Below are 24,278 nucleotides of genomic sequence, written 5' to 3'. Positions count from 1 at the left end.
AGGCTCTCAGCGCGGACCGAGGACCTGCAGGCGGCGCGCCGCCTCCTCCAGCACCTCGTCCCGCTTGCAGAAGGCGAACCGGACGAGCGAGGCGACCGGTGCCGGGTCGCTGCAGAAGACCGACACCGGCACCCCCACGACCCCGATCTCCACCGGCATCCGGCGGCAGAAGTCGACGGCGTCCTCGACCCCGTGCCCGGAGAGGTCGGCGACGACGAAGTAGGTGCCCTCGCTCGGGGCGACCGGCACCCCGACCCGGGCGAGGGCCTCGACCAGCAGGTCGCGCTTGGCCTGCAGCTCGGCGGCGAACCCGGTGAAGAACGCCTCCGGCAGGCCCAGGCCGTGGGCGACGGCGGGCTGGAGGTGGGTGACGCCGACGAAGGTGAGGAACTGCTTGACGGCGGCCACGGCGGCGACCGCGTCGGCCGGTCCGGTGACCCATCCGGTCTTCCAGCCCGTCAGGGAGAAGGTCTTGCCCACCGAGGAGATGGTCAGGGTCCGCTCGGCCATCCCCGGCAGGGTGGCGATCGGCACGTGCCGGCGGCCGTCGAAGACGAGGTGCTCGTAGACCTCGTCGGAGACGACCCACAGGTCGTGCTCGCGGGCGACCGCCGCCAGACCCTGGAGCTCCTCGGTGGTGAAGACCTTGCCGGTCGGGTTGTGCGGGGTGTTGACCAGCAGCACGCGCGTGCGCGCGGTGACCGCGTCGCGCACGGTGTCCAGGTCCAGCGCGAGATCCGGGAAGCGCAGCGCGACCGGTCGCCGGACGCCGCCGGCCAGGGCCACGGAGGCGTCGTAGGAGTCGTACGCCGGCTCGATGACGACCACCTCGTCACCCGGCTCGACGAGGGCCAGCAGCGCCGCGGCGATGCCCTCGGTCGCGCCCACCGTCACCAGGACCTGGGTGTCCGGGTCCAGGGGTATGCCGTAGAAGCGCTGCTGGTGCTCGGCCACGGCCTGCCGCAGCACCGGCAGCCCGCGGGCCGGCGCGTACTGGTTCAGGCCGCCGTGCAGCCCCTCGGCCGCGATCTGCAGCATCCGGGAGGGACCGTCGGTGTCGGGGAACCCCTGACCCAGGTTCACGGCGTCGTGCTGCAGCGCGCGCTGCGTCATCTCCGCGAAGATGGTCGTGCCGAAGGGGCGCATCCTGGACACCAGTGGCGAGGTCATCGGCCCACCGTAGCCGCGGGCCCCGGGGATTGGGCCGGGCGGCCCGCCTGGCGTACCATGGGCACCACGTGTGGTGTGCCCTGCCCGCATCGCGGTCGGAGCCGCCACACGAATTCGCGCCCGGGCGCGGCCGACGGACCGGTGACGGTCGACAGCGGCGGCGCACCCCGCGGTCCCGTTCCGGCAGATCCGGCACGGGTGGGGCACGTCCCCGGGCCAGGACACCAACTGCACCTTCGACAGAGAGCGAGACCACGGCATGGCCGTCGTCACCATGCGCCAGCTCCTCGAGAGCGGCGTCCACTTCGGGCACCAGACCCGTCGCTGGAACCCCAAGATGAAGCGCTTCATCATGACCGAGCGCAACGGCATCTACATCATCGACCTGCAGCAGTCGCTGACCTACCTCAACGAGGCCTACGACTTCGTCAAGCAGACCGTGGCCCACGGCGGGACGATCCTGTTCGTCGGCACGAAGAAGCAGGCGCAGGAGTCGGTGGCGGAGCAGGCGACCCGGGTCGGCATGCCCTACGTGAACCACCGGTGGCTGGGCGGCATGCTCACCAACTTCCAGACCGTCTCCAAGAGGCTGACCCGCCTCAAGGAGCTCGAGGAGATCGACTTCGACGACGTGGCCGGCAGCGGCCGCACGAAGAAGGAGCTCCTCATGATGCGCCGCGAGTACGAGAAGCTGGCGCGCACCCTGGGTGGCATCCGCGACATGCAGAAGGTCCCCTCGGCCATCTGGGTCGTGGACACCAAGAAGGAGCACCTGGCCGTCACCGAGGCCCGCAAGCTGGGCCTGCCGGTCATCGCGATCCTCGACACCAACTGCGACCCGACGAGGTCGACTACAAGATCCCCGGCAACGACGACGCCATCCGGTCGGTCACGCTGCTGACCCGGGTCGTCGCCGACGCGGTCGCCGACGGCCTGATGTCGCGCTCGGGCGGAGGCTCCTCGGAGGAGACCGCTGCGGCCGAGCCGATGGCCGAGTGGGAGCGCGAGCTGCTGGCCGGGGCCGAGACCGAGCAGGGTCCCGCGGCCGGCGCTGACTCGCCAGCCGCTGACGCGCCAGCCGCTGACGCGCCGACCGCCACCACCGACGTCACCGCGGCCACCGCGGACGCCGGGACGGTCGCCGAGGACGCTCCTGCCGTCGACGAGGAGGCGCCCGCGGTCGAGAGCCCGGTCGAGGCGATCGGCACCTCCGCGGACGACGCGGAGGCCGTCCAGGTCGAGGCCCAGGAGGCCGTGGCCGAGCAGTCCCCGGCCGCCGACGACGAGTCCGTCCAGTCCTGACCACCGCCACCCGCATCCAGAAGGAGCGAAACCGTACTCATGGCGAACTACACCGCCGCTGACATCAAGACCCTGCGCGAGTCCACCGGCGCCGGCATGATGGACGTGAAGAAGGCGCTCGACGAGGCCGACGGCGACCTGTCCAAGGCCACCGAGATCCTGCGCGTCAAGGGTCTGAAGGGCGTCACCAAGCGCGAGGGCCGGTCGGCCTCCAACGGCCTGGTCCGGGCGCACGTCGACGGTGGCGTCGGCACCCTGGTCGAGGTCAACTGCGAGACCGACTTCGTGGCCAAGAACCCGAAGTTCGGCGAGCTGGCCGACCAGCTGCTGGCCCAGGCCGTCGCGGCCGGCGCCACCGACGCCGAGTCGCTGCTGGCCTCCGAGCTGGACGGCCGCAGCGTCAAGGAGATCGTCGACGAGGCCAACGCCGGTCTGGGCGAGAAGATCGAGGTCCGTCGGGTGGCGCGCGTCACCGGTGACCAGGTCGTCTCCTACCTGCACAAGACCAACCCCGACCTGCCCGCGCAGATCGGTGTCCTCGTCGCCACCAGCGGGGGCGACGAGCAGGTGGCCCGCGACATCGCGATGCACGTCGCCGCGTTCTCGCCCTCGGTCCTGTCCCGCGACGAGATCGACGCCGAGACCGTGGAGAAGGAGCGTCGGATCGCCGAGGAGACCGCACGCGAGGAGGGCAAGCCGGAGCAGGCGCTGCCCAAGATCGTCGAAGGTCGCGTCAACGGCTTCTTCAAGGAGAACGTCCTGCTCGACCAGGCGTTCGCCAAGGACAACAAGAGGTCCGTCGCCCAGGTGGCCCAGGAGGCCGGCGCAACCGTCACCGGTTTCGCCCGGTTCAAGGTCGGCGTCTGACCCGCACGAGCACCCCGTCCACGGGCCCGCAGCCGCACGGCTGCGGGCCCGTGGCACGTCCGTGCCCTCCCCGGGACCGGTCCCCGTCCCGGTCGGTCGAGGTGGGTCCGCACAGTCGCGGTGTGGCAGGATCGGGCGACCGCCCACCGCATACCCCGGAGGTTCTCCGCATGCCGACCAGCGCCGCGCCCGCGACCGTCCAGACCCCCACCTCCCCGGCCGCCACCGACGAGGAGCACTCCGCCCGTCGCGTCCTGCTCAAGCTGTCCGGCGAGGCCTTCGGCGGCGGTGCGGTCGGGCTGGACCCGGACGTGGTCCGGGGGATCGCCCGGCAGATCGCGGCCGCGCACCGCACGGGGGTGCAGATCGCGGTGGTCATGGGCGGCGGCAACTTCTTCCGGGGGGCCCAGCTGCAGCAGCGCGGGATGGAGCGGGCGCGGGCCGACTACATGGGCATGCTCGGCACGGTCATGAACTGCCTGGCGCTGCAGGACTTCCTGGAGAAGGAGGGCGTGGACACCCGGGTGCAGACCGCGATCACCATGGGCCAGGTGGCCGAGCCCTACATCCCCCGCAAGGCCATCCGGCACCTGGAGAAGGGGCGGGTGGTCATCTTCGGGGCCGGCGCGGGGATGCCGTACTTCTCCACCGACACCGTCTCGGCCCAGCGTGCCCTGGAGATCAAGTGCGACCAGGTGCTGATGAGCAAGCACGGGGTCGACGGCGTCTACACCGCCGACCCGCGGACCGACGACGACGCGGTCAAGCTGGAGGAGCTGACCTTCTCCGAGGCCCTCGCCGGCAACCTGCGGGTCGTCGACGCCGCCGCCTTCAGCCTCTGCATGGACAACGAGCTGCCGATGCTCGTGTTCGGCATGGACGACCAGGACGCCATCACCCGGGCGATCACGGGTGAGAGGATCGGGACCATGGTCACCGCCGGCTGACCCCCCGGGCACGCCCGGCGGCACCGCCGGCACACCGAACGACGAACGACGCAGAACCACCGACACGACGAAGGAGCGGTACCGAGGATGTCCGAGGTCATCGAGCTGGCCCTCATGGAGGCCGAGGAGAAGATGGACAAGGCGCTGGAGGTGGCGCGCGAGGACATGGCCTCGATCCGCACCGGCCGGGCCCACCCGGGGATGTTCGCCAAGCTGGAGGTGGACTACTACGGCTCGCCCACCCCGATGCAGCAGCTGGCCTCGTTCACCGTCCAGGACGCGCGCACCCTGCTCATCACTCCCTACGACAAGAGCGCGATGACGGCCATCGAGAAGGCGCTGCGCGACTCCGACCTGGGGGCCAACCCGGGCAACGACGGCAACGCCATCCGCATCGTCATGCCGCAGCTGACCGAGGAGCGGCGCCGCGAGTACATCAAGCTGGCCCACACCAAGGGCGAGGACGCCAAGGTCTCGGTGCGCCACGTGCGCCGGCACGCCAAGGACACCATCGACCGGGCCGTCAAGGACGGCGAGGTGGGCGAGGACGAGGGCACCCGGGCCGAGAAGGAGCTGGAGGCCCTCACCAAGCGGCACGTCGAGGCCGTCGACGAGATCCTCAAGCACAAGGAGACCGAGCTGCTCGACGTCTGAGCAGCCGGTCCGACCCGCCACCGTGAGCCCCGAACCGACGACGCAGGAACCCGGCCGGCCGACCTCCCGACGGGCCTACCGCGCCCGCGCGGCCGTGCGTCCTCCGGCCGGCGAGAAGAGGCCCCCGGGCCGGGCGGGCCGCAACCTGCCCGCGGCCACGGCGGTGGGACTGGGCCTGATCGCCCTCATCGTCGTCCTGCTGCTGTTCTCCCCGGCCGCGTTCGTCGCGCTGGTCACCCTCGTCGCGGTGATCGGGGTCTGGGAGCTGGACCACGCGCTGCGGCAGGGGCGGATCACCCCGCCGCTGCCCCCGATGCTGCTGGCCGCCGGGCTGGTCCCGCTGGCCTACCTGACCGGTCCGGACGGTCTGGCGCTGGGGTTCGCGGCCGCGGCGTGCCTGGTGCTGCTGTGGCGCTCGGTCGGTCCGCCCGAGGACGCCGTCCGGGACATCGCCGGCGGCGTGTTCGTCGTCGCCTACGTCCCCGTCCTGGCCGCCGTGGCTGCCCTCATGTTCGCCGAGCCGGACGGGGCGGGGCGCATCCTCACCTTCGTCCTGGTCACCGTCGCCAGCGACACCGGGGGGTATGCCGTGGGCGTCCTGAAGGGACGCACCCCCATGGCACCCTCGTTGTCGCCGAAGAAGTCGTGGGAGGGCTTCGCCGGGTCGGTCGGCACCAGCGCCGTGGTCGGCATGCTGGCCGTCGTGCTGCTCCTGGACGGGCCGTGGTGGGCGGGGCTGGTCGTCGGTGCCGTCGCGGCCTCCTTCGCCACGGTCGGGGACCTGGCCGAGTCCTCGATCAAGCGGGACCTGGGGATCAAGGACATGGGCCACCTGCTGCCCGGTCACGGGGGCATCATGGACCGCCTGGACTCCCTGCTGGTCACCGCGCCGGTCTGCTGGGCCCTGCTGCGCGTGCTCGTCTGAGCCGGCCCCGGTGCGACAATGGTGAGGATGACCACCGAGCTGCCGACCCCCGCCACCCGTCCCGCCCCCGGGACGCTGACCTTCAGCGCGCCCCGCCGCGGCAAGGCCCCCCAGCACCTGGCCGACCTGGACCTGGCCGGCCGCCGCAAGGCGTGGGCCGGCGAGCTGGGCGTCCCCGGGTTCCGCGCCGACCAGGTCTCGCGCCACTACTTCGAGCGGCTGGTCGCCGACCCGGAGCAGATGACCGACCTGCCGGGAGCCGGCCGTGCCGAGCTGGTCGGCACCCTGCTGCCGGAGCTGCTGACCCCCGTGCGGACCCTGTCGGCGGACGACGGGGCCACGCTCAAGCAGGTGCACCGGCTGCACGACGGAGCCATGGTCGAGTCCGTGCTCATGCGCTACCCCGGGCGGGTGACCATGTGCATCTCCAGCCAGGCCGGCTGCGGGATGAACTGCCCGTTCTGCGCCACCGGCCAGCAGGGTCTGACGCGCAACCTGTCGACGGCCGAGATCGTGGAGCAGGTCGTCGCCGCGGCCCGGGCGCTGCGGCACGGGGAGCTGGGGACCGGGACGGCCGTCGAGGGTGGGCACGACGCGTCCGCCGAGCAGAGCGTGGAGCAGGCCCTGCGGGTCTCCAACGTCGTCTTCATGGGGATGGGCGAGGCCCTGGCCAACTACCGGCGGGCGGTCGACGCGATCCGTCGGCTCGTCGACCCCGCCCCCGGCGGTCTGGGCATGTCCGCGCGGGGCATCACGATGTCCACGGTGGGCCTGGTCCCGGCCATCGACAAGCTCGCGGGCGAGGGCATCCCGGTGACCCTGGCGCTGAGCCTGCACGCCCCCGACGACGAGCTGCGCGACGAGCTCGTCCCGATCAACACCCGCTGGAAGGTGGACGAGGCGCTCGACGCCGCGCGCCGCTACTTCGACACCACCGGGCGCCGGGTCAGCATCGAGTACGCGCTCATCAAGGACATCAACGACCACGCCTGGCGGGCCGACCTGCTGGGGGAGAAGCTCAACGCCCGCGGCCGCGGCTGGGTGCACGTCAACCCGATCCCGCTGAACCCCACGCCGGGCTCGAAGTGGACCGCCTCCCGCCGGGGGGTCGAGCAGCAGTTCGTCGAGCGGCTGCTCGCCCACGGCATCCCCACGACCGTGCGCGACACCCGTGGCTCGGAGATCGACGGAGCGTGCGGCCAGCTGGCCGCGGTCACGGACTGAGCAGGTCCGCCGCCTCCTCGACCGTGTCGACCAGGTGCACGGCCCCGGCCATCGCGCGCCCTCGCCCGAGCGACCGCAGCAGCGGCCACACGGGCAGGTGCCCGGTCCAGTGCTCGCGTCCCACCAGGACCAGGGGAGCGAGGGGACCGAGCTCCACGTCCACCTCGTAGTAGAGCCGGGTCGCCGCCTGGAAGACCTCCTGCACGGTCCCGGCGGCCCCCGGCAGCACGACCAGGCCACCACGGGAGTGCGCCAGCAGCAGGTCCTCGCGCACGGCGTTGGAGAAGAACTTCGCGACGAGCTGGGCGAAGGCGTTGGGCGGCTCGTGGCCGTAGAACCACGTCGGGACGCCCAGGCTGCGCAGGGCCCGCGGCCCCTCTGCGGGCGCACCCGAGCGCAACTGCAGGGCGGGGGAGACCCAGGCGGCGATGTCGGGCGCGAAGTCCGGCACCCGGGCGACCTCGGCCAGGGCGTGGTCGAGCACGTCGCCGTCCGGGGCCCACGCGCCCAGGTTGGCCGCCTCCATGGCCCCGGGGCCGCCACCGGTGACCACCAGCGTCCCGGCGCTGGCCAGGCGGTGCCCCAGCACGGCAGCCGTGGCGAAGTCCCCGGTGCCCCGGCGCAGCGCGTGGCCCCCCATCACCCCGACGACCCGGCGGCCGGCGACGACCGCGGCGAGGGCGTCGGCCATCGCGTCGTCGTGGATCGCGCGCAGCGCCGTGACGTAGGCGTCGTGCGCCACGGACGCGTCCCGCGACCAGGCGTAGGCCCTGGCGTCCACGGTGTGGGCGTAACCGACCTCGTCCAGACCGGCGTAGAGCTCCTGGGGCGTGTAGAGCCGGGCCCGGTAGGGGTCCACCGGTGCACGGGGATCGGCCGGGAAGACGATCGCGCCGTGCCGGCGCAGGTGCTCCTCGACCTCGTCGTCCAGGTGGCCGCCCAGCACGACGATGTCGCCCAGGTCCTCCCGCCCGAGCAGCAGGTCGCGGTGCGAGCGCAGGTCCAGGCCCTGCAGCCGCAGGTTGTGCAGCGGTTCGGGGGAGCGCAGCGCCCGCTCCCAGGCGTGCTGGTCCTCGATCTCGCGGCCGGCGCCCACCCGCACGCCCTGCGCCCGGCCGTACCGCACCTCGCCGCCGACGCCGACGTCCTGACCCGACCCGCCGGCACCGGGGGGGACCTGGCGGGGACGTCCGCTGCCGCTCTGCATACCCTGAGGGTAGTCACCGACCTCATCCCGACCCGGGTGGCGGCGGTGCGGAACGATCGGAGTGGAGAGCCATGGACAACGACGCCCGGCAGAGCTACCGAGACCTGGTCGCCGCGAGCCTCACGGACCCGCAGGACTTCTGGGGGGAGGCCGCCGGGCTCATCGACTGGACCACCCCGCCGCGCACGGTCCTGGACGACAGCAACCCGCCGTTCTACCGCTGGTTCGCCGGAGGCCGGCTCAACGTCTGCTTCAACGCCCTGGACCGGCACGTCGTCCACGGCCGGGCCGACCAGACGGCGCTGATCTACGACAGCCCCGTGGCCGGCACGAAGCGCAGCTACACCTACGCTCAGCTGCTGGACCTCGTGGCCCGGTTCGCCGGTGTCCTGCGCGACCTGGGCGTGGCCAAGGGCGACCGGGTCGTCGTCTACATGCCGATGGTGCCCGAGGCCGTCGTGGCGATGCTGGCGTGCGCCCGCATCGGTGCCGTCCACTCGGTCGTCTTCGGCGGGTTCGCCCCGGCCGAGCTGGCGGCTCGGATCGAGGACGCCGAGCCCAGGGTCGTCGTCTCGGCCAGCTGCGGCATCGAGCCCAGCCGCACGGTGCCCTACAAGCCGATGCTCGACGAGGCGATCCAGCGCTCAGCGCACAAGCCCGACCACTGCGTCGTCCTGCAGCGCGAGCAGCTCCCCTGCGAGATGGGGGAGCGCGACCTGGATTGGGACCGGCTCATGCACCCGGACGCGGTCGCCCCTGCGGCGTGCGTGCCCGTGGAGGCCACCGACCCGCTCTACGTCCTCTACACCTCGGGCACCACCGGGAAGCCCAAGGGCATCGTGCGGGACAGCGGAGGGTATGCCGTCGCGCTGCGGTGGTCGATGACCAACCTCTACGGCGTGCAGCCCGGGGAGGCCTGGCTGTGCGGTTCCGACGTCGGCTGGGTGGTCGGCCACTCCTACATCGTCTACGCGCCGCTGCTCACCGGAGCCACGACGGTCCTCTTCGAGGGCAAGCCGGTCGGCACCCCCGACGCCGGCACCTACTGGCGCCTGATCGACGAGTACGACGTGGTCGCCGCCTTCACCGCCCCGACCGCGATCCGGGCGATCAAGAAGCAGGACCCGGACGCCACCCTCATGGCCGGCCACGACCTGTCCTCGCTGCGCACGCTCTTCCTCGCCGGCGAGCGGCTCGACCCCGACACCTGGCAGTGGGCCACCGAGCACCTAGGGGTGCCGGTCGTGGACAACTGGTGGCAGACCGAGACCGGGTGGCCGATCGCGACCAACCCGGTGGGGATCGCCCCGTTCGAGATCAAGCCGGGCAGCCCCACGCTGCCGACGGTGGGCTACGACGTGCGCGTCCTCGACGAGGTCGGCCGGGAGGTGGAGCGCGGCACCGAGGGCGCCATCTGCCTGAAGCTGCCGCTGCCGCCGGGGACCCTGCCGACCCTGTGGGGCGACGACGAGCGCTACGTCTCCTCCTACCTGTCCGCCTTCGAGGGCTACTACCTCTCCGGCGACGGCGGGTACGTCGACGAGGACGGTTACGTGTTCGTCATGGGCCGTACCGACGACGTGCTGAACGTCGCCGGGCACCGGTTGTCCACGGGGTCGCTCGAGGAGGCGCTGGCCGGGCACCCCGCGGTCGCCGAGTGCGCGGTCATCGGCGTCAGCGACCCGCTGAAGGGGCAGGTGCCGCGGGCGCTGGTCGTGCTCAAAACCGGCATCGACCCCGACGAGGAGGGGCAGGAGCAGCTCCGCGCGGAGCTGGTCCAGCGGGTGCGCTCGGAGGTGGGCGCGGTGGCCGCCCTGCGGCAGGTGGACATCGTCGAGGCGCTGCCCAAGACGCGCTCGGGAAAGATTTTGCGCAAGACGATGCGCCAGATCGCCGACGGCCAGGAGGCCCTGGTCCCCTCCACGATCGAGGACGTCTCGGTCCTGGACGACCTCGGCCCGGTGCTGCGGGGCCGCTGACCCGGCCGGCCCGGCCTGGGCGCCACCCCGGCGCGGAGCGGGCCTGGACGCCTGTGGACGACGGGTGCGCCGGCGGGTCGCCGCGTCCTACCCTCGCACCAGGTCGCCGGGCAGGGGCCCGGTCAGCGAAGGAGGGGTGGGTCGATGGTGGACCGGATCGGCGTGGACGTGGGCGCGGTCGAGGCGCTCGCCGGCAGGCTCGACCGCGCCGCGGGGGCGCTGCAGGAGGTGCTGCTGCGGCTCGTCGGGCCCGGATGGGAGCGGGCGGGAGCGGCGGTCGGGGACGCCGCCCTGAGGTCGGCCGTGACCGAGGCCGGCCAGGAGTGGACGCGGTATGCCGTGGCGCTGGGGACCGCGCTCGACGCCCTGGCGCGGGCGACCAGGGAGTCGGCCCGCGCGTACGCGGAGACCGAGGGCCGGGTCGCCACGGGCTGGGACGTCCTGGGCGCGGGGGCATCGCGGTGAGCGGGACGGGCGCGGCCCTGCGGGCCCGTCCGGAGGAGCTGCGTGAGGTCGCGTCCCTGCTGCGGGCGGCGGGGACGGAGGTGCAGGGCCTCGCCGACGACGTGGGGTCCGCCCGCGCAGCGGGTCCGGCGTGGGTGGGGCTGGCGGCCCTGGAGCAGGCGGCCCGCGCCGAGGCGACCGCCCGTCTCGTGACCGCCCTGGCCCTGCCGGGGGAACGGGCGGGCGTGATCCTCTCCGAGGTCGCCGACGCGACGGCCCTGGCCCGGGAGGAGATGACCCGCTGGCAGCGGCAGGGGGAGGAGCTGGCCGAGGAGCTCGCCCGTCTGCGCGTGACGACGTCCACCTGCGACCCGTCGGTGCTGCCGGTCCTGACCGCGCGGATCGAGCAGCTCCAGCTCGAGCTGGAGCGCGCCCGCGACCAGGTGCGGACCGCGGGGGAGGAGCTGGAGCTCGTCCTGGGCGTCGCCGCCCGGCAGCTGCGCGACGCCGTGCTGCCCCTGCGGGCGGTGGTCGAGCAGGTGACCACGCTGGGGACGGCGGGCAGGAAGCTGGCGGCCGCCCGGCGGCCCGCGCGTCGGGCCGCGGTCGCGGTGGCGGGACTGACGACGCTGGCCCAGGCCCGCTGGTCGCGCGACGGACGGGTCCGGGAGGCGGCCCGGACCCGCCTGCAGGGTGCGCCCGAACGGTGGGCGCAGGCGGGACGTCCCGCCCCGCCGGGACGGTTCGTGCCCCGTCGGCTGCACGGTCCCGTCGCCCTCGTGGGACGGCTCGCCCCGTGTGGACCTGGTTCGGCGCCCTCTCGGACCTGCGGGACGGGGGCGGCCAGCAGGGCTGGCGGGGGACGGTGACCAGGGTCGCCGCGGGCGGAGCGCTGGTCGGGATTCCGGCCATGGCGCTGACGGTCCTGCCGCCGGTCGCCCTCGCCGGGGCGGTGGCCGTGGGGGCCTACACGGTCTGGACCACCGGGTCCTGGCTCTACGACCACCGACGACCGATCGGCAGGGCGGCCCGTTCCGCCTGGTCGCGGGCCCGGAGCGCGGGAACCCGGGCGGGTGGCTGGGTCCGACGGTCGGGGGAGGCCGCGGTCGCCCGCGCCCGGTCGCGGGCCGGTGAAGGGCTGCGTCGCCTGGCGCAGACCGGACGCCGCGCCGGCGACGGTGCCACCCGGCTCGGAGGGGCGGCGGGGCGCTGGAGGTCCGAGGTCGGTCGGGTGGTGGGACGGACCGGGGTGGTGCCCGACCTTCCCCTGCGCCCCGGGCCGAGGTCGCCGGTGCTGCCCCTGCGGTGGTCCTGGTGAGCGGCCCGCACCCCTTCGTGACCCTCACCGACTCCGAGCTGGCGGTCCTCGAGGAGGCGCACCTGCGGGAGCTGGCGGGGGGACCGGAGCCCGGCGGGACCGGCCCGGGCGGGGCCGACCTCGGCGGGACCGACCCGGACGGCGCCTCCGAGCACGCCCGCCGGACCCTGCGCGCGCGGGGGCTGCTGACCGCCGACGGTGACCTCGTCCCCGGGGACGTCGCCGAGGACGGGGCGCCGGACCTGCCCGCGGCCGTCGGGCTGGCCCTGGACGTTCGGCTCTCGGCCGACGTCCGTGTGGTGGCCTCCCGCCTGGTCGGGCCGCTGCTCGGAGTCGGACCCGAGGAGCACCGGCCCGTGCGCTCCACCCGGGTCCTGCACCTGGTGGCCCAGGGTGCCTGCGTCGAGGACCTCGACGAGGAGGGCCTGCACTCGCTGGCCCTGACGACCGACCAGGAGCAGGCGGCCAGGTCCCTGGAGGAGGCCCTGCTGCCCCCGGACGCGGCCGACGGCCGGGGCGGGCCGGTGCAGGTCGACACGGCCCGGGTCGAGCATCTGGTCGAGGCCCTCGGTCGACCCACGGTCCTCGCCGAGCTGGCCGTCCTCGTTCCCAAGGGCGACGGTCCCGGAGCACCAGCCGCGACGGGCGTGCTGCTCGCGATGGGGCCCGGAGGGTGCTGGGCGGGTCCCACGGCGGTCGACGAGGACGGCCGCACCACGCTCCACCCGGTGCCGCGCACGTGGCTGGGCGACCGGGCCCGGCTCACCGTGGACGCTGTGCTGGGCAGGGTGGCCGACGGGGCGGAGGGCACAATGGCCCGGTGACGTCCCGCTCCGTGACCATCCTCGGCTCCACCGGCTCCATCGGCACCCAGGCGGTCGAGGTGATCGACGACCACCCCGGCCTCTTCTCCGTGCGGGCCGTCGCCGCCGGAGGAGCCGACCTGGTTCAGCTGGCCAGGCAGGCGGTCCACCTCGGCGCCGAGCAGGTGGCCGTCGCCCGGGAGGGCCGGCACGTGCTGGACGAGCTGCGCGAGGCCCTCGAGCACGCGGCGCGGGCCGCGGGGCGCACGGCATACCGTCCCGAGGTGCTCACCGGGCCCGACGCCGCCACCGCGGTCGCCGGGAACGGGGCGGAGGTCGTGCTCAACGGGATCACCGGCAGCATCGGGCTGCGGCCCACGCTCGCGGCGCTCGCCGCGGGCAGCACCCTGGCCCTGGCCAACAAGGAGTCGCTCATCGTCGGTGGTCCCCTCGTCACCGCAGCGGCCGCCCCCGGACAGATCGTCCCGGTCGACTCCGAGCACAGCGCCATCGCCCAGTGCCTGCGGGGCGGACGGCGCGAGGAGCTGCGCCGTCTGGTCGTCACCGCCAGCGGCGGACCCTTCCGCGGCATGACCCGCGAGCAGCTGATGGACGTCACCCCCGGGCAGGCGCTGGCGCACCCCACCTGGGACATGGGTCCGGTGGTGACGACCAACTCGGCCACGCTCGTCAACAAGGGGCTGGAGGTGATCGAGGCGCACCTGCTCTTCGAGGTGCCCTTCGACGACATCGAGGTCGTCGTCCACCCGCAGTCCGTCGTGCACTCGATGGTCGAGTTCGTGGACGGCTCCACCCTGGTGCAGGCCTCCCCGCCCACGATGCACATCCCCATCGCCCTCGGCCTGTCCTGGCCCGGCCGGCTCGTGGACGTCGCCGCACCGTGCGACTGGACCACCGCCGCCACCTGGGAGTTCTTCCCCCTCGACCACGACGCCTTCCCCGCCGTCCGCCTCGCCGAACGGGTGGGCCGCGCCGGGGGGACCTTCCCGGCGGTCTACAACGCGGCGAACGAGGAGTGCGTCGAGGCCTTCCACGCCGGGCGGCTGCGCCTTCCCGAGGTCGTCGACGTCGTCGCCCGGGTCGTGGAGGACCACGCCGCCGGGAACGGATCGGCGGCCCCGGGAGTTGACCTCTCCGTGGACCAGGTCCTGGCGGCCGACGCCTGGGCCCGTCGGGCCGCGTCCTCCCGGATCGGCGGGACGGCCCCGCCCCGGCAGGCCCACCCGTGACCCGTCGGGAGCAGCACCAGGAGGACCAGCCGTGATGTACCTGCTCGGCGTGCTGATGATGGTCGTCGGCGTGGCGGTCTCGATCGCGCTGCACGAGGTCGGGCACCTGGTGCCCGCCAAGCGGTTCGGCGTCAAGGTCACCCAGTACATGGTGGGTTTCGGACCGACCCTGTGGTCCCGCCGCCGGGGAGAGACCGAGTACGGGGTCAAGGCGGTCCCGCTGGGCGGCTACGTCCGGATGATCGGGATGTTCCCGCCGCGCGCCGCCGACGGCGGGCGGCTGCGCCGGTCCTCCTCCAACCCTTTCCACCAGATGATCGAGCAGGCCCGCACCGACTCGCTGGACGAGGTCGAGCCGGGGGAGGAGCACCGCACCTTCTACCGGCTGCCGGTGTGGCAGCGTCTGGTCGTCATGGCGGGCGGCGTTGATGAACCTGGCCATCGCGGCCGTGCTGGTGACGCTGCTCCTCACCGTCCACGGGGTGGGGACCCTCACCCCCACGGTCTCCGCCGTCGCCGCGTGCGCCAACACCGACGTCGCCGACGACAGCTGCGAGGGGCAGGACCCCTCCCCGGCCCGGGCTGCGGGCCTGCAGGCCGGGGACACGATCCTGGCCGTCGACGGCACCCCGGTGCAGACGTGGGCGCAGACCACCTACGCGATCCAGAACGCCGGGGACACCGCGACCTTCACCGTCGAGCGGGAGGGTGCCGAGCGCACGCTCGAGGCCGACCTCGTGCTCCGCGAACGGCCGTTGATGACCCCCGACGGGCAGTACCAGGTGGACGAGGAGGGCGAGCTGGTCCTGGGTCAGGTCGGCTTCCTGGGGGCCAGCCCCACGTTCGTCTACGAGCCGCAGCCGGTCACGGCCGTGCCCGGCTTCGTGGGCGAGATGTTCACCGGGACCGCACGGATCGTGCTGACGCTGCCCCAGCGCATGGTCGACGTCGCCCAGGCGGTCGCCGGCGTGGAGGACCGGGACGCGGAGGGCCCGATGTCGGTGGTGGGCGTGGGCCGCGTGGCGGGCGAGGTCGCCGACGGGGCCCTCGGCGACGCCGGCGAGTCGGTCGCGGACCGGTTCTGGATCCTGCTGTCGTTGGTCGCCTCGCTCAACATGGCCCTGTTCGTCTTCAACCTCATCCCCCTGCTGCCGCTCGACGGCGGGCACATCGCCGGAGCGCTGTGGGAGGGCGTGAAGAAGGCCTGGCACCGGGTCCGGGGGCTGCCCGCCCCGGGGCCGGTCGACACCGCCAAGGCGCTGCCGGTCGCCTACGCCGTCGCCGTCGGGCTGCTCGGCATGACCGCCCTGCTCATCTACGCCGACATCGTCACCCCGATCCGGCTCACCTGACCCGGACCCGACCCCCGCGAAGGAGGGCACCGCCCCCGGGCGGTGCGATACTCGATCCCATGACTGCTGGCAACCCCATCTCGCTCGGTATGCCGTCCGCGCCCCCTCCGGTGCTCGCACCGCGGCGCCCGACCCGCAAGATCAGGGTGGGCAAGGTCGAGGTCGGCGGCGACGCGCCGATCTCGGTCCAGTCGATGACCACGACGCCCACGACAGACGTCAACGCCACCCTGCAGCAGATCGCCGAGCTGACGGCCACCGGCTGCGACATCGTCCGGGTGGCGTGCCCCAGCCAGGACGACGCCGACGCCCTGCCGGCCATCGCCCGCAAGTCCCAGATCCCGGTGATCGCCGACATCCACTTCCAGCCCAAGTACGTCTACGCCGCGATCGACGCCGGCTGCGCGGCGGTGCGCGTCAACCCCGGCAACATCCGCAAGTTCGACGACCAGGTCAAGCAGATCGCCCGGGCCGCCAAGGACGCAGGGGTCTCGATCCGCATCGGCGTCAACGCCGGGTCGCTCGACCCGCGGATCATGAAGAAGTACGGCAAGGCCACCCCCGAGGCCCTCGTGGAGTCCGCCGTCTGGGAGGCCGGCCTGTTCGAGGAGCACGACTTCCACGACTTCAAGATCTCGGTCAAGCACAACGACCCCGTCGTCATGGTGCGCGCCTACGAGATGCTGTCCGAGCGCGGCGACTGGCCCCTGCACCTGGGGGTGACCGAGGCCGGGCCCGCGTTCCAGGGCACCATCAAGTCCTCGGTGGCCTTCGGGGCGCTGCTCTCCAAGGGCATCGGCGACACCATCCGGGTCTCGCTCTCGGCGCCGCCGGTGGAGGAGGTCAAGGTCGGCAACCAGATTCTGCAGAGCCTCAACCTCAAGCCGCGCAAGCTGGAGATCGTCTCCTGCCCCTCGTGCGGGCGGGCCCAGGTCGACGTCTACACGCTCGCCGACGAGGTGACCGCCGGCCTGGAGGGCATGGAGGTGCCGCTGCGGGTGGCGGTCATGGGGTGCATCGTCAACGGCCCGGGGGAGGCCCGTGAGGCGGACCTGGGCGTGGCCTCCGGCAACGGCAAGGGTCAGATCTTCGTCAAGGGCGAGGTCATCAAGACCGTGCCGGAGTCCCAGATCGTGGAGACGCTCATCGAGGAGGCCATGCGGATCGCGGAGGAGATGGAGGCCAGCGGCGAGCTGGAGGCCAGCGGCGGCTCGCCGTCCGTCCAGATCGGCTGATGACCCGACCCGGCCGCAGCCGGTAGCGTTCACCCATGGTCCCGGACCCGATCAGCCCCGACACCGCCCGGCGGTCGACCTGGGACGACGGGTGCACCGTCTGGCACCTCGTCGACCGTTCCGACCTGTCGGTCGTGCAGGAGTCCGTGCCCCCCCGCAGCGAGACCCGCACGCACGCCCACGACCGTTCCCGGGAGTACTTCCACGTGCTCGCGGGCCGGGCCGTGGTCTCGGTCGGGCCGCAGACCGCGGAAGTGGTGGCCGGTTCGGGCATCGAGGTCCCGCCTCGGGTGCGTCACCAGATCCGCAACGAGGGCGACGAGGAGCTGGTGCTGCTGGTCGTCTCGGCCCCCAAGGTCACCTCCGGACGCAACTCCCACCGGGCCCGGCCGCTCCGCCGCGACTACGGCGGCGTCGTGGTGGGGTCCTACCTGCGTCCCACCCGGGTCGGCGACCTGGACGTGGTCGTGGAGATCGAGAGCGCCCAGGACACCGGCCAGTGGCTGGGCCAGGGCGGCCGGGAGTGGCACGAGCAGGTGCTGGAGGACCCGGACAAGGAGCACTGGGTCCTCGTCGACCGCCTCGACCGGGTGGTGGCCTTCGGGATCCTGGCGGCGCTCGACCGGCCGGAGGAGGTGGAGCTGCGCCGGATGGTCGTCGCGCCCGAGGGCCGGGGCCAGGGTCTGGGACGCCTCCTGCTGCGCAAGCTGCTCGAGCACGCCGCGGGGCGGCCCCAGGTGCAACGGGTCTGGCTGGACGTGGGGGCCGACAACACCCGGGCCCGCAGCCTCTACCGGGCCTTCGGGTTCGTCGAGAAGGAGGCGCCGCCGGGGGCGATCCTGCTGGAGAACGGTCTGTACATGGAGTGGTGCCCGGACCGGCACTGACCCGCCGTCCCCCGTCCGGTCCACGGCGAACGGTGCGGGGCGGGGCGCGCGGACGGCATACCCTGGGGCCCATGCCAGCCCCGGACCTGCCCGTCCGCCAGCTCGTCCTCGTGGACCTGCTGTCCCTGATGCTCGCCACCGGTCCCGGGCGGCGCGCCGTGGTCGCGGTCGACGGTCCGGACGGGGTGGGCAAGACCCGCATGGTCGCCGAGCTGGTCGCGCTCGCGGAGCACGTCGCCGGACGTGAGGTGCTCTCCGTCGCGATGGACGACTTCCACCACCCCCGGGCGCTGCGGTACGCCATGGGCAGGGACGCCCGGACCCACTACGAGGACGCCTTCGACCACGCCGCGCTGCGGTCCCGGGTGCTGCAGCCGTTCCGCGACGGCGGCCCCGTCGTCCCGGCGTCGTGGGACCTGGAGGAGGACCGTCCGCTGGACCCCGACCCGGTGCAGCCCTCCGAGGACGCGCTCCTCGTGGTCGAGGGCGTCTACCTGCGCCGCCCCGAGCTGGTGGGGGAGTGGGACGCGACCTGCCTGGTCACCGCCCCCGCCCGGATCACCGTGCCCCGCGGGAACGCGCGTCTCCCGCACCGTCGCGTCCCCGGCGACGACGACCCGGCCCATCCCGCGAACGCGCGGTACACCGGGGCCCAGGCGCTCTACCGGCAGCAGGCGCGGACGGCGCCGCCGACCTGGATCGTCGACAACACCGACCTGCAGCGGCCCGAGATCATCGTCCCCGACCCCGACGAGCCGCAGTGGTTCGAGCAGGGGTGAGGCACGGGCAGGGGCCTCAGGACGGGTCCGGGTCGGGCTCCAGCTGCTCGGTGTCCTCGTCGACCCAGTCGAAGGTGCGGGTGACGGCCTTCTTCCACGTGCGGAAGAGCCGTTCGCGCTGCTCCTCGGGCATCTGCGGGGTCCACCGGCGGTCCTCCCTCCAGCGGGACGCGACGTCCTCGGTGCCCTCCCAGAACCCCACGGCGATGCCGGCGGCGTAGGCCGCGCCCAGGGCGGTGGTCTCGGTCACCTCCGGGCGCACCACGTCCAGACCGAGGACGTCGGCCTGGAACTGCATGAGCAGCTCGTTGCCGACCATCCCGCCGTCGACCCGCAGCTCGGCCACGGGGGTGTCGGCGTCGGCGTCCATCGCCTCCACCACCTCCCGGGTCTGGTATGCCGTCGCCTCCAGCGCGGCCCGCGCCAGGTGGTGCCGGGTCACGTAGCGGGTCAGGCCCACGATCGCGCCGCGGGCGTCGTCGCGCCAGTAGGGCGCGAAGAGGCCGGAGAAGGCGGGCACGACGTAGCAGCCGCCGTTGTCCTCGACCTCGCCGGCCAGGTCCTCGATCTGGGCCGACTCGGAGATGAGGCCGACGTTGTCGCGGAGCCACTGCACGAGCGATCCCGTCACCGCGATCGACCCCTCCAGTGCGTAGACCGGGTCCTGGCCCTCGAACTGGTAGCAGACCGTGCTCAGCAGCCCGTGCTCGCTCGGCACGATCCGTGAGCCGGTGTTGACCAGCAGGAAGTTGCCGGTCCCGTAGGTGTTCTTGCTCATCCCGGGCTCGAAGCAGGCCTGGCCGACCATGGCCGCGTGCTGGTCGCCGAGCACGCCGGCGATGGGCACGCCGAGCTTCTCGCTCGTGCCGTAGACCTCCGAGGAGGTCCGGATCCGCGGCAGCATGGACAGGGGCACGTCCATCGCCCCGGCGACCTCCTCCGACCAGGACAGGGTGCGCAGGTCCATGAGCATCGTGCGCGAGGCGTTGGTGACGTCGGTGACGTGGACCCCGCCGTCCGGGCCGCCGGTGAGGTTCCAGACGAGCCAGGTGTCCATCGTGCCGAAGAGCAGGTCGCCGGCCTCGGCACGCTCCCGTGCCCCGGCCACGTGGCGCAGGATCCAGGCGAGCTTCGGACCGGAGAAGTAGGTTGCCAGCGGCAGCCCGCAGACGTCCTTGAACCGGTCGGCGGCACCGGGCTCCTCCGACCCCGCCAGCTCGGCCACCAGTCCCGCCGTGCGCGTGTCCTGCCAGACGATCGCCGGGTGCACCGGCTCGCCGGTGCGCCGGTCCCAGACCACGGTGGTCTCGCGCTGGTTGGTGATGCCGACGGCGGCCAGGTCCTGCCCGGTGAGGTTGGCCCGGCCCAGGGCCAGCCCGATCACCTCGCGGGTGCGGTCCCAGATCTCGACCGGGTCGTGCTCTACCCACCCGGCCCGGGGCAGGATCTGGCGGTGCTCCTTCTGGCCGACCGAGACGGTGCGGCCCCCGTGGTCGACGACGACCGCCCGGGTGCTCGTCGTCCCCTGGTCCACGGCCAGCACGAACCTGCTCATGGCCGCGCCCCCTCGGACGCCGCTCCGGTCGGGGTCCGGGGGACCTCCTCGGGCCAGGCGCCGGTGGCGGTCGGCTCGCCGCGGAGCACGCGGTCCCGGGCCGCCAGCGCGGCCAGGTCGTCGGGCTCGCGGGCCGCGGCCTCGTCGGCGCGCACCCGTCGGGAGTAGTCGTCCAGCTCACGGGCCGCCTTCTCCTCGCCCCAGCCGAGCCACTGGACCGCGATGTCGGCGATCTCCGGGGCGGCCTGCAACCCCTTGCGGGGTGCCTCGTAGTAGAGCCGGGTGCGCCGCATGAGGATGTCCTCCAGGTGCAGGACGCCCTCGCTGATGCAGGCGTAGGCGATCTCGGCGCGCAGGTAGGCCGGTGCGTGCTCCAGCGGCACGGCCAGCGAGGAGTCCTCGGCGATGAGGTCGAGGAGCTGCTCGACGAGGGAGCCGTACCGGTGGAGCAGGTGGTCGGTCGTCTGCTCGTCCCAGCCGAAGCGGTCCCGCAGCGCGGGCATCCGCCGTCGCATGGCGGCCTCGCCGACCGCGCCGACGAGGGGCACCTGGGCGGTGATCGAGGGCAGCTCCTGCGCGCGGTCGCCCAGGGCCAGGTCCACGGCGTCGGAGGCCATGACGCGGTAGGTGGTCAGCTTGCCGCCGCCGACCAGCGTGAGGCCGGGGACCGGTGAGGCCACGGTGTGCTCGCGGCTGATCTTCGAGGAGTCCGGCTCCCCCCGGGTCCCGGGCTGCAGGAGGGGCCGCAGACCGGCGTACCACCCGACGACGTCGTCGCGGGTCAGCCGGGTGGTCAGCACCTCGTTGGCGTGGTCGAGGACGTAGTCGATGTCGGTCGCGGTGGCCACCGGGTGCCGCAGGTCCCCGTGCCAGGGGGTGTCGGTGGTGCCGATGATCCAGTAGCGTGACCAGGGGATGAAGAACAGCACCGAGCGCTCGGTCTGCAGGAACAACCCCTGGGACCCCCGGATGCGGTCGCGGGGGACGACCAGGTGGATGCCCTTGGAGGCCATCACCCGCAGCCCGCCCTCGGCGCCGGCCAGGTCGCCGACCTGCTCGGTCCACACCCCGGCGGTGGAGATGACCTGGTGCGCACGCACGTCGACCGTCTCACCCGTCTCCTCGTCGCGCACCCGTGCCCCCACGACCCGGTCACCGTCGCGCAGCAGGTCCAGGACGCGGGTGCGGCTGGCGACCTGGGCGCCGTAGGTGTGCGCCGTGTGCACGATGGTGGTGACCAGCCGAGCGTCGTCGACGGTGGCGTCCCAGTAGCGGACCGCGCCCACGGCGCGGCCGTCGCGCAGGTCCGGGAAGTCCCGGTGCAGCCCCCGGCGGGTGGTGTGCTGGTGCACCGGCAGCGCCCGCTGGCCGGGCAGCACGTTGGCCAGCAGGTCGTAGAGGGTCACGCCCGCCCCGTAGTAGAGGCGCTGCCACCAGCGGTGCTCCAGCGGGATGAGGAAAGGCATCGGCTTGACCAGGTGCGGAGCCAGGGTCCGCAGCAGCAGACCGCGCTCGGTGAGCGCCTCGTGCACGAGGTGCAGGTCCAGCATCTGCAGGTAGCGCAGGCCGCCGTGGACCAGCTTGGTGGACCACTGCGAGGTCCCGGAGGCCCAGTCCTCGGCCTCGACCAGCACGGTGGACAGGCCGCGGGTGGCCGCGTCCAGGGCCGTCCCGGCCCCCGTGACGCCGCCCCCCACGACCAGCACGTCGACGACGGGCCCGCCCCGCCCGCTGTCCCGCAGGACCTGCCACGCCTCGTCGCGCGAACGTCCGGTGAGTGCCTTCGACTGCATGGGACCGCCTTCCCCGTGGTCTGGGGCACCACTTTCTCACCCCGCCCCGACGGACCGCCCACCCGGCCTCCCCACCCCGCCCGCGGGTCCCTCTCGCCCGGCGCCACCGCATACGGCACCCTGGGACCATGCTGCGCGGCCTGACTCCCGTGCGGGCCTACGGCAGGCCCGACGTCCAGGCTGCCCTGGAGGTCTGCGCCCAGGACCCCGTGGCCAACGTCTTCGTGGCCGCCCGCATCGAGGAGACCGGGCTGGCCGGCACCCGGGGACCGCTGTTCGGCTACGAGTCGGGCGGGGAGCGGGCGCTGTGCTGGTGCTCGGCCAACGTCGTGCCCGTGCAGGCCCACGACCGGGCGCTGGCCGCCCTGGCCGCCAAGGTGGTCAAGCGGCGGACCTGGGCCAGCTCGGTGTTCGGTCCGGCGGACCAGGTGCTCGACCTGTGGGGGCGCCTGGAGCGCCAGTGGGGACCGGCGCGCGAGGTGCGGCCCACCCAGTACGTCATGACGACGAGCTCCTCGCCGTTCCTGGCCGGCGTCCCGGTCGACCCCGCGGTGCGCCCCGCCCGGGCCGAGGAGCTGGACCTGCTCGTGCCGGCGGCGGCCGCGATGTTCACCGAGGAGATCGGCTACCCCCCCTACCAGGGCAGCGGGCTGTCCTACCGGCAGGGCGTGGCCGGCCTGGTCGAGCGGGGCCACTCCCTGGTGCGGGTCGAGGACGGCCGCGTGGTGTTCAAGGCCGACCTGGGCTCGGTGGCGCTGGGGGTCGCCCAGGTCCAGGGGGTCTGGGTCCACCCCGAGCTGCGCGGGCGCGGCATCGCCGTCCCGGCCATGGCCGCGGTCGTGGAGCACACGCTGCGGCACGTGGCCCCGACCGTGACGCTCTACGTCAACGACTTCAACGAGCCGGCCGTCCGCACCTACGCCCGGGTCGGGTTTGAGCGGACGGGCACCTTCGCCACCGTCCTGCTCTGAGCCGCGACCCGTCGGTGCCGGTCTCCTGCGGCCACGACCGAGCGCACCCTCGGAATGTCCAGCGCGCCCGGGGCGTTGGGAGCCTGCGGGCCGTGCGGCCCGCCACCGGCGAAAGAGGACCTGCGTGACCAGCACCACCACCCGCCCGGCCACCCCGACGTCGGCCGCGTCCTCCGAGATGCCCGAGGGGGCGGCCCGGCTGATCGGCCTGCTCGTGGCCGCGGCCTTCGTGGTCATCCTCAACGAGACCATCATGTCGGTCGCGCTGCCGGAGCTGATGGAGGAGTTCTCCGTCGGCGCCGCCACCGCGCAGTGGCTGACCACGGCCTTCATGCTGACCATGGCGGTGGTCATCCCGGTCACCGGCTACCTGCTGACACGGCTGAGCCTGCGGACCGTGTTCGTGGCGGCGATGTCCTTCTTCAGCCTCGGGACGCTGGCCGCCGCCCTGGCCGTCAGCTTCCCGCTCCTCGTCGGTGGTCGGGTCGTCCAGGCGGTCGGCACCGCGCTGATGATGCCGCTGCTGTTCACCACCGTCCTCAACGTGGTGCCCGCGCACCGGCGGGGTCGCACGATGGGCGTGATCTCCATCGTCATCGCCGTGGCCCCCGCGGTCGGCCCCACCGTCGGCGGGATCGTGCTGGACGTGCTGACCTGGCGCTGGATGTTCTGGCTCGTCCTGCCCGTGGCGCTGACCGCCCTGACCGTCGGTGCCGTGCTCGTGCGCAACGTGACGACCCCCCGCAGGGTCCCGCTGGACGTGCTCTCGGTGGTCCTGTCGGCCGTCGGCTTCGCGGCCACGGTCTACGGGCTCAGCAGCATCGGCTCCGCCGCGGAGGGGACCGCCGCGGTCCAGCCGTGGATCCCGCTCGTGGTCGGGCTGTCCGCGCTCACGCTCTTCGTGCTGCGCCAGACGTCGCTGGGGGACGGGGCCCTGATGGACGTCCGGGCGTTCACGACACCGGCCTTCAGCCTCGCCGTGGCGCTCGCGGCCGTGACGATGATGGCGCTGTTCGGCACGCTCATCCTGCTGCCGATCTACCTGCAGAACGTCCTGGGCCGCTCCACGCTGGAGACCGGCCTGGCCCTGCTGCCGGGCGGTCTCGTCATGGGGCTGCTGGGGTACGTCGTGGGCCGCACCTTCGACCGGACCGGGCCCCGGCCGCTGGTCCTGCCCGGCGCCGCCGTCGCCTCCGCCGCGCTGTGGGGGATGACCACCACGTTCGGGCCGCAGACCTCCCTGACGACCGTGGTGGCCTGGCACGTGGTGCTCAACACCGGTCTGGCCCTGATGTTCTCCCCGCTCATGACCAACGCCCTGGGGTCGCTGCCCCGCCGTCTCTACCCGCACGGCAGCGCGATCGTCTCCACGATGCAGCAGGTGGCCGGGGCCGCCGGCACCGCCCTGTTCATCACCGTGATGACCACCGCCCAGGTGGCCGGGGCGCAGGCCGGGACGGACCCGGCGGACGCGCTGATGAAGGGCGTGCACGCCGCGCTGCTCGCGGGGGCGCTGGTGTCGCTCGCGGCCGTGGCGGGCAGCCTCTTCGTCCGGCGGGCGGAGCCCCCGGCCGAACCGGTCGACGCCGCCTGAGCGGGCGGCCCGGCCGGCCCGC

The 24,278-nt window shown here is 73.6% G+C and carries 21 protein-coding genes and 2 pseudogenes; 19 read left to right on the top strand and 4 right to left on the bottom strand.

Annotated features, from left to right (window positions below):
* Positions 1-6: 6 nt before the first annotated feature.
* Positions 7-1,170 carry a pyridoxal phosphate-dependent aminotransferase gene (locus ACQ95T_RS13100; RefSeq protein ID WP_425941248.1) on the bottom strand — a complete coding sequence of 388 codons (1,164 nt, stop codon included), beginning with the start codon at positions 1,168-1,170 and terminating at the stop codon, positions 7-9.
* A 259-nt stretch (positions 1,171-1,429) separates the two neighbouring features.
* Between ACQ95T_RS13100 and rpsB the strand changes: the two are divergent.
* From rpsB to rlmN, 6 genes and pseudogenes are all read left to right on the top strand, one after another.
* Positions 1,430-2,472: pseudogene (rpsB, locus tag ACQ95T_RS13095) on the top strand (30S ribosomal protein S2).
* 39 nt (positions 2,473-2,511) lie between these two features.
* Complete coding sequence (tsf, locus tag ACQ95T_RS13090) at positions 2,512-3,339, top strand: translation elongation factor Ts (protein ID WP_425941244.1); 828 nt, start codon at positions 2,512-2,514, stop codon at positions 3,337-3,339.
* Positions 3,340-3,509: 170 nt separating this feature from the next.
* Positions 3,510-4,286, top strand: a complete 777-nt coding sequence (gene pyrH, locus ACQ95T_RS13085; RefSeq protein ID WP_425941243.1) for a UMP kinase — start codon at positions 3,510-3,512, stop codon at positions 4,284-4,286.
* Positions 4,287-4,373: 87 nt separating this feature from the next.
* Positions 4,374-4,940 (top strand): ribosome recycling factor, encoded by a 567-nt coding sequence (gene frr, locus ACQ95T_RS13080; protein ID WP_425941241.1) that lies wholly within the window; start codon positions 4,374-4,376, stop codon positions 4,938-4,940.
* Positions 4,941-4,962: 22 nt separating this feature from the next.
* Entirely contained in the window at positions 4,963-5,865 is a 903-nt protein-coding gene (locus ACQ95T_RS13075; protein ID WP_425941239.1) for a phosphatidate cytidylyltransferase, read from the top strand.
* Between the two features lie 27 nt (positions 5,866-5,892).
* Positions 5,893-7,089 carry a 23S rRNA (adenine(2503)-C(2))-methyltransferase RlmN gene (rlmN, locus tag ACQ95T_RS13070; RefSeq protein WP_431472995.1) on the top strand — a complete coding sequence of 399 codons (1,197 nt, stop codon included), beginning with the start codon at positions 5,893-5,895 and terminating at the stop codon, positions 7,087-7,089.
* On the opposite strand, the gene ACQ95T_RS13065 is transcribed toward rlmN, so the two are convergent.
* Positions 7,079-8,296 carry an LOG family protein gene (locus tag ACQ95T_RS13065; protein WP_425941236.1) on the bottom strand — a complete coding sequence of 406 codons (1,218 nt, stop codon included), beginning with the start codon at positions 8,294-8,296 and terminating at the stop codon, positions 7,079-7,081. The genes rlmN and ACQ95T_RS13065 overlap by 11 nt on opposite strands.
* A gap of 71 nt (positions 8,297-8,367) precedes the next feature.
* On the opposite strand from ACQ95T_RS13065, the gene ACQ95T_RS13060 reads away from it, so the two are divergent.
* From ACQ95T_RS13060 to ACQ95T_RS13010, 11 genes and pseudogenes are all read left to right on the top strand, one after another.
* The gene (locus ACQ95T_RS13060; RefSeq protein ID WP_425941234.1) at positions 8,368-10,275 is read left to right on the top strand and encodes a propionyl-CoA synthetase; all 1,908 of its coding nucleotides are present in this window, start codon (positions 8,368-8,370) and stop codon (positions 10,273-10,275) included.
* 144 nt (positions 10,276-10,419) lie between these two features.
* Complete coding sequence (locus tag ACQ95T_RS13055; RefSeq protein WP_431472994.1) at positions 10,420-10,740, top strand: WXG100 family type VII secretion target; 321 nt, start codon at positions 10,420-10,422, stop codon at positions 10,738-10,740.
* The gene (locus ACQ95T_RS13050; protein ID WP_431472993.1) at positions 10,737-11,588 is read left to right on the top strand and encodes a hypothetical protein; all 852 of its coding nucleotides are present in this window, start codon (positions 10,737-10,739) and stop codon (positions 11,586-11,588) included. The genes ACQ95T_RS13055 and ACQ95T_RS13050 overlap by 4 nt, the downstream gene beginning before the upstream one ends.
* Positions 11,516-12,037, top strand: a complete 522-nt coding sequence (locus ACQ95T_RS13045; protein WP_431472992.1) for a hypothetical protein — start codon at positions 11,516-11,518, stop codon at positions 12,035-12,037. The genes ACQ95T_RS13050 and ACQ95T_RS13045 overlap by 73 nt, the downstream gene beginning before the upstream one ends.
* Positions 12,034-12,861 (top strand): hypothetical protein, encoded by an 828-nt coding sequence (locus ACQ95T_RS13040; RefSeq protein WP_425941229.1) that lies wholly within the window; start codon positions 12,034-12,036, stop codon positions 12,859-12,861. Before ACQ95T_RS13045 ends, ACQ95T_RS13040 begins: the two co-directional genes overlap by 4 nt.
* Positions 12,858-14,090, top strand: a complete 1,233-nt coding sequence (gene dxr, locus ACQ95T_RS13035) for a 1-deoxy-D-xylulose-5-phosphate reductoisomerase (protein WP_425941227.1) — start codon at positions 12,858-12,860, stop codon at positions 14,088-14,090. Before ACQ95T_RS13040 ends, dxr begins: the two co-directional genes overlap by 4 nt.
* Before the next feature lie 34 nt (positions 14,091-14,124).
* A pseudogene (locus ACQ95T_RS13030) lies at positions 14,125-14,454 on the top strand (site-2 protease family protein); the annotation flags it as partial.
* A 64-nt stretch (positions 14,455-14,518) separates the two neighbouring features.
* Positions 14,519-15,442 (top strand): site-2 protease family protein, encoded by a 924-nt coding sequence (locus ACQ95T_RS13025; protein WP_431472991.1) that lies wholly within the window; start codon positions 14,519-14,521, stop codon positions 15,440-15,442.
* 59 nt (positions 15,443-15,501) lie between these two features.
* Entirely contained in the window at positions 15,502-16,677 is a 1,176-nt protein-coding gene (gene ispG, locus ACQ95T_RS13020) for a flavodoxin-dependent (E)-4-hydroxy-3-methylbut-2-enyl-diphosphate synthase (RefSeq protein ID WP_425941225.1), read from the top strand.
* Between the two features lie 35 nt (positions 16,678-16,712).
* Complete coding sequence (locus ACQ95T_RS13015; RefSeq protein ID WP_425941223.1) at positions 16,713-17,564, top strand: GNAT family N-acetyltransferase; 852 nt, start codon at positions 16,713-16,715, stop codon at positions 17,562-17,564.
* Between the two features lie 71 nt (positions 17,565-17,635).
* On the top strand, positions 17,636-18,343 hold the full coding sequence (locus ACQ95T_RS13010; protein WP_425941222.1) for a uridine kinase: 708 nt from the start codon (positions 17,636-17,638) through the stop codon (positions 18,341-18,343).
* 16 nt (positions 18,344-18,359) lie between these two features.
* Here the strand turns inward: ACQ95T_RS13010 and glpK are convergent, their stop codons facing one another.
* Together glpK and ACQ95T_RS13000 are read right to left on the bottom strand one after the other, a co-directional pair.
* Complete coding sequence (gene glpK, locus ACQ95T_RS13005) at positions 18,360-19,898, bottom strand: glycerol kinase GlpK (protein WP_425941221.1); 1,539 nt, start codon at positions 19,896-19,898, stop codon at positions 18,360-18,362.
* Positions 19,895-21,691 carry a glycerol-3-phosphate dehydrogenase/oxidase gene (locus ACQ95T_RS13000; RefSeq protein ID WP_425941219.1) on the bottom strand — a complete coding sequence of 599 codons (1,797 nt, stop codon included), beginning with the start codon at positions 21,689-21,691 and terminating at the stop codon, positions 19,895-19,897. Before ACQ95T_RS13000 ends, glpK begins: the two co-directional genes overlap by 4 nt.
* 128 nt (positions 21,692-21,819) lie before the next feature.
* Here ACQ95T_RS13000 and ACQ95T_RS12995 point away from each other — a divergent pair, with 128 nt between their 5' ends.
* Positions 21,820-22,662, top strand: a complete 843-nt coding sequence (locus tag ACQ95T_RS12995; protein WP_425941217.1) for a GNAT family N-acetyltransferase — start codon at positions 21,820-21,822, stop codon at positions 22,660-22,662.
* Positions 22,663-22,840: 178 nt separating this feature from the next.
* Positions 22,841-24,256 carry an MDR family MFS transporter gene (locus tag ACQ95T_RS12990; protein ID WP_425941816.1) on the top strand — a complete coding sequence of 472 codons (1,416 nt, stop codon included), beginning with the start codon at positions 22,841-22,843 and terminating at the stop codon, positions 24,254-24,256.
* Positions 24,257-24,278 lie beyond the last annotated feature (22 nt).

Source organism: Ornithinimicrobium carbonis (assembly GCF_050703245.1).
Taxonomy (GTDB): Bacteria; Actinomycetota; Actinomycetes; order Actinomycetales; family Dermatophilaceae; genus Ornithinicoccus.
Note: the sequence above shows the minus strand (reverse complement) of the source record. Positions and strands in the feature narration are given on the sequence as shown.

Coding starts and splice junctions, on each gene's coding strand:
- ACQ95T_RS13060 (WP_425941234.1), top strand. CDS start 8,368: ATGGACAACGACGCCCGGCAGAGCTACCGAGACCTGGTCGCCGCGAGC.
- ACQ95T_RS13010 (WP_425941222.1), top strand. CDS start 17,636: ATGCCAGCCCCGGACCTGCCCGTCCGCCAGCTCGTCCTCGTGGACCTG.
- pyrH (WP_425941243.1), top strand. CDS start 3,510: ATGCCGACCAGCGCCGCGCCCGCGACCGTCCAGACCCCCACCTCCCCG.
- ACQ95T_RS13015 (WP_425941223.1), top strand. CDS start 16,713: ATGGTCCCGGACCCGATCAGCCCCGACACCGCCCGGCGGTCGACCTGG.
- ACQ95T_RS13025 (WP_431472991.1), top strand. CDS start 14,519: ATGAACCTGGCCATCGCGGCCGTGCTGGTGACGCTGCTCCTCACCGTC.
- glpK (WP_425941221.1), bottom strand. CDS start 19,898: ATGAGCAGGTTCGTGCTGGCCGTGGACCAGGGGACGACGAGCACCCGG.
- ACQ95T_RS12990 (WP_425941816.1), top strand. CDS start 22,841: ATGCCCGAGGGGGCGGCCCGGCTGATCGGCCTGCTCGTGGCCGCGGCC.
- ACQ95T_RS13000 (WP_425941219.1), bottom strand. CDS start 21,691: ATGCAGTCGAAGGCACTCACCGGACGTTCGCGCGACGAGGCGTGGCAG.
- ACQ95T_RS12995 (WP_425941217.1), top strand. CDS start 21,820: ATGCTGCGCGGCCTGACTCCCGTGCGGGCCTACGGCAGGCCCGACGTC.
- rlmN (WP_431472995.1), top strand. CDS start 5,893: ATGACCACCGAGCTGCCGACCCCCGCCACCCGTCCCGCCCCCGGGACG.
- ACQ95T_RS13065 (WP_425941236.1), bottom strand. CDS start 8,296: ATGCAGAGCGGCAGCGGACGTCCCCGCCAGGTCCCCCCCGGTGCCGGC.
- tsf (WP_425941244.1), top strand. CDS start 2,512: ATGGCGAACTACACCGCCGCTGACATCAAGACCCTGCGCGAGTCCACC.
- frr (WP_425941241.1), top strand. CDS start 4,374: ATGTCCGAGGTCATCGAGCTGGCCCTCATGGAGGCCGAGGAGAAGATG.
- ispG (WP_425941225.1), top strand. CDS start 15,502: ATGACTGCTGGCAACCCCATCTCGCTCGGTATGCCGTCCGCGCCCCCT.
- ACQ95T_RS13055 (WP_431472994.1), top strand. CDS start 10,420: ATGGTGGACCGGATCGGCGTGGACGTGGGCGCGGTCGAGGCGCTCGCC.
- ACQ95T_RS13100 (WP_425941248.1), bottom strand. CDS start 1,170: ATGACCTCGCCACTGGTGTCCAGGATGCGCCCCTTCGGCACGACCATC.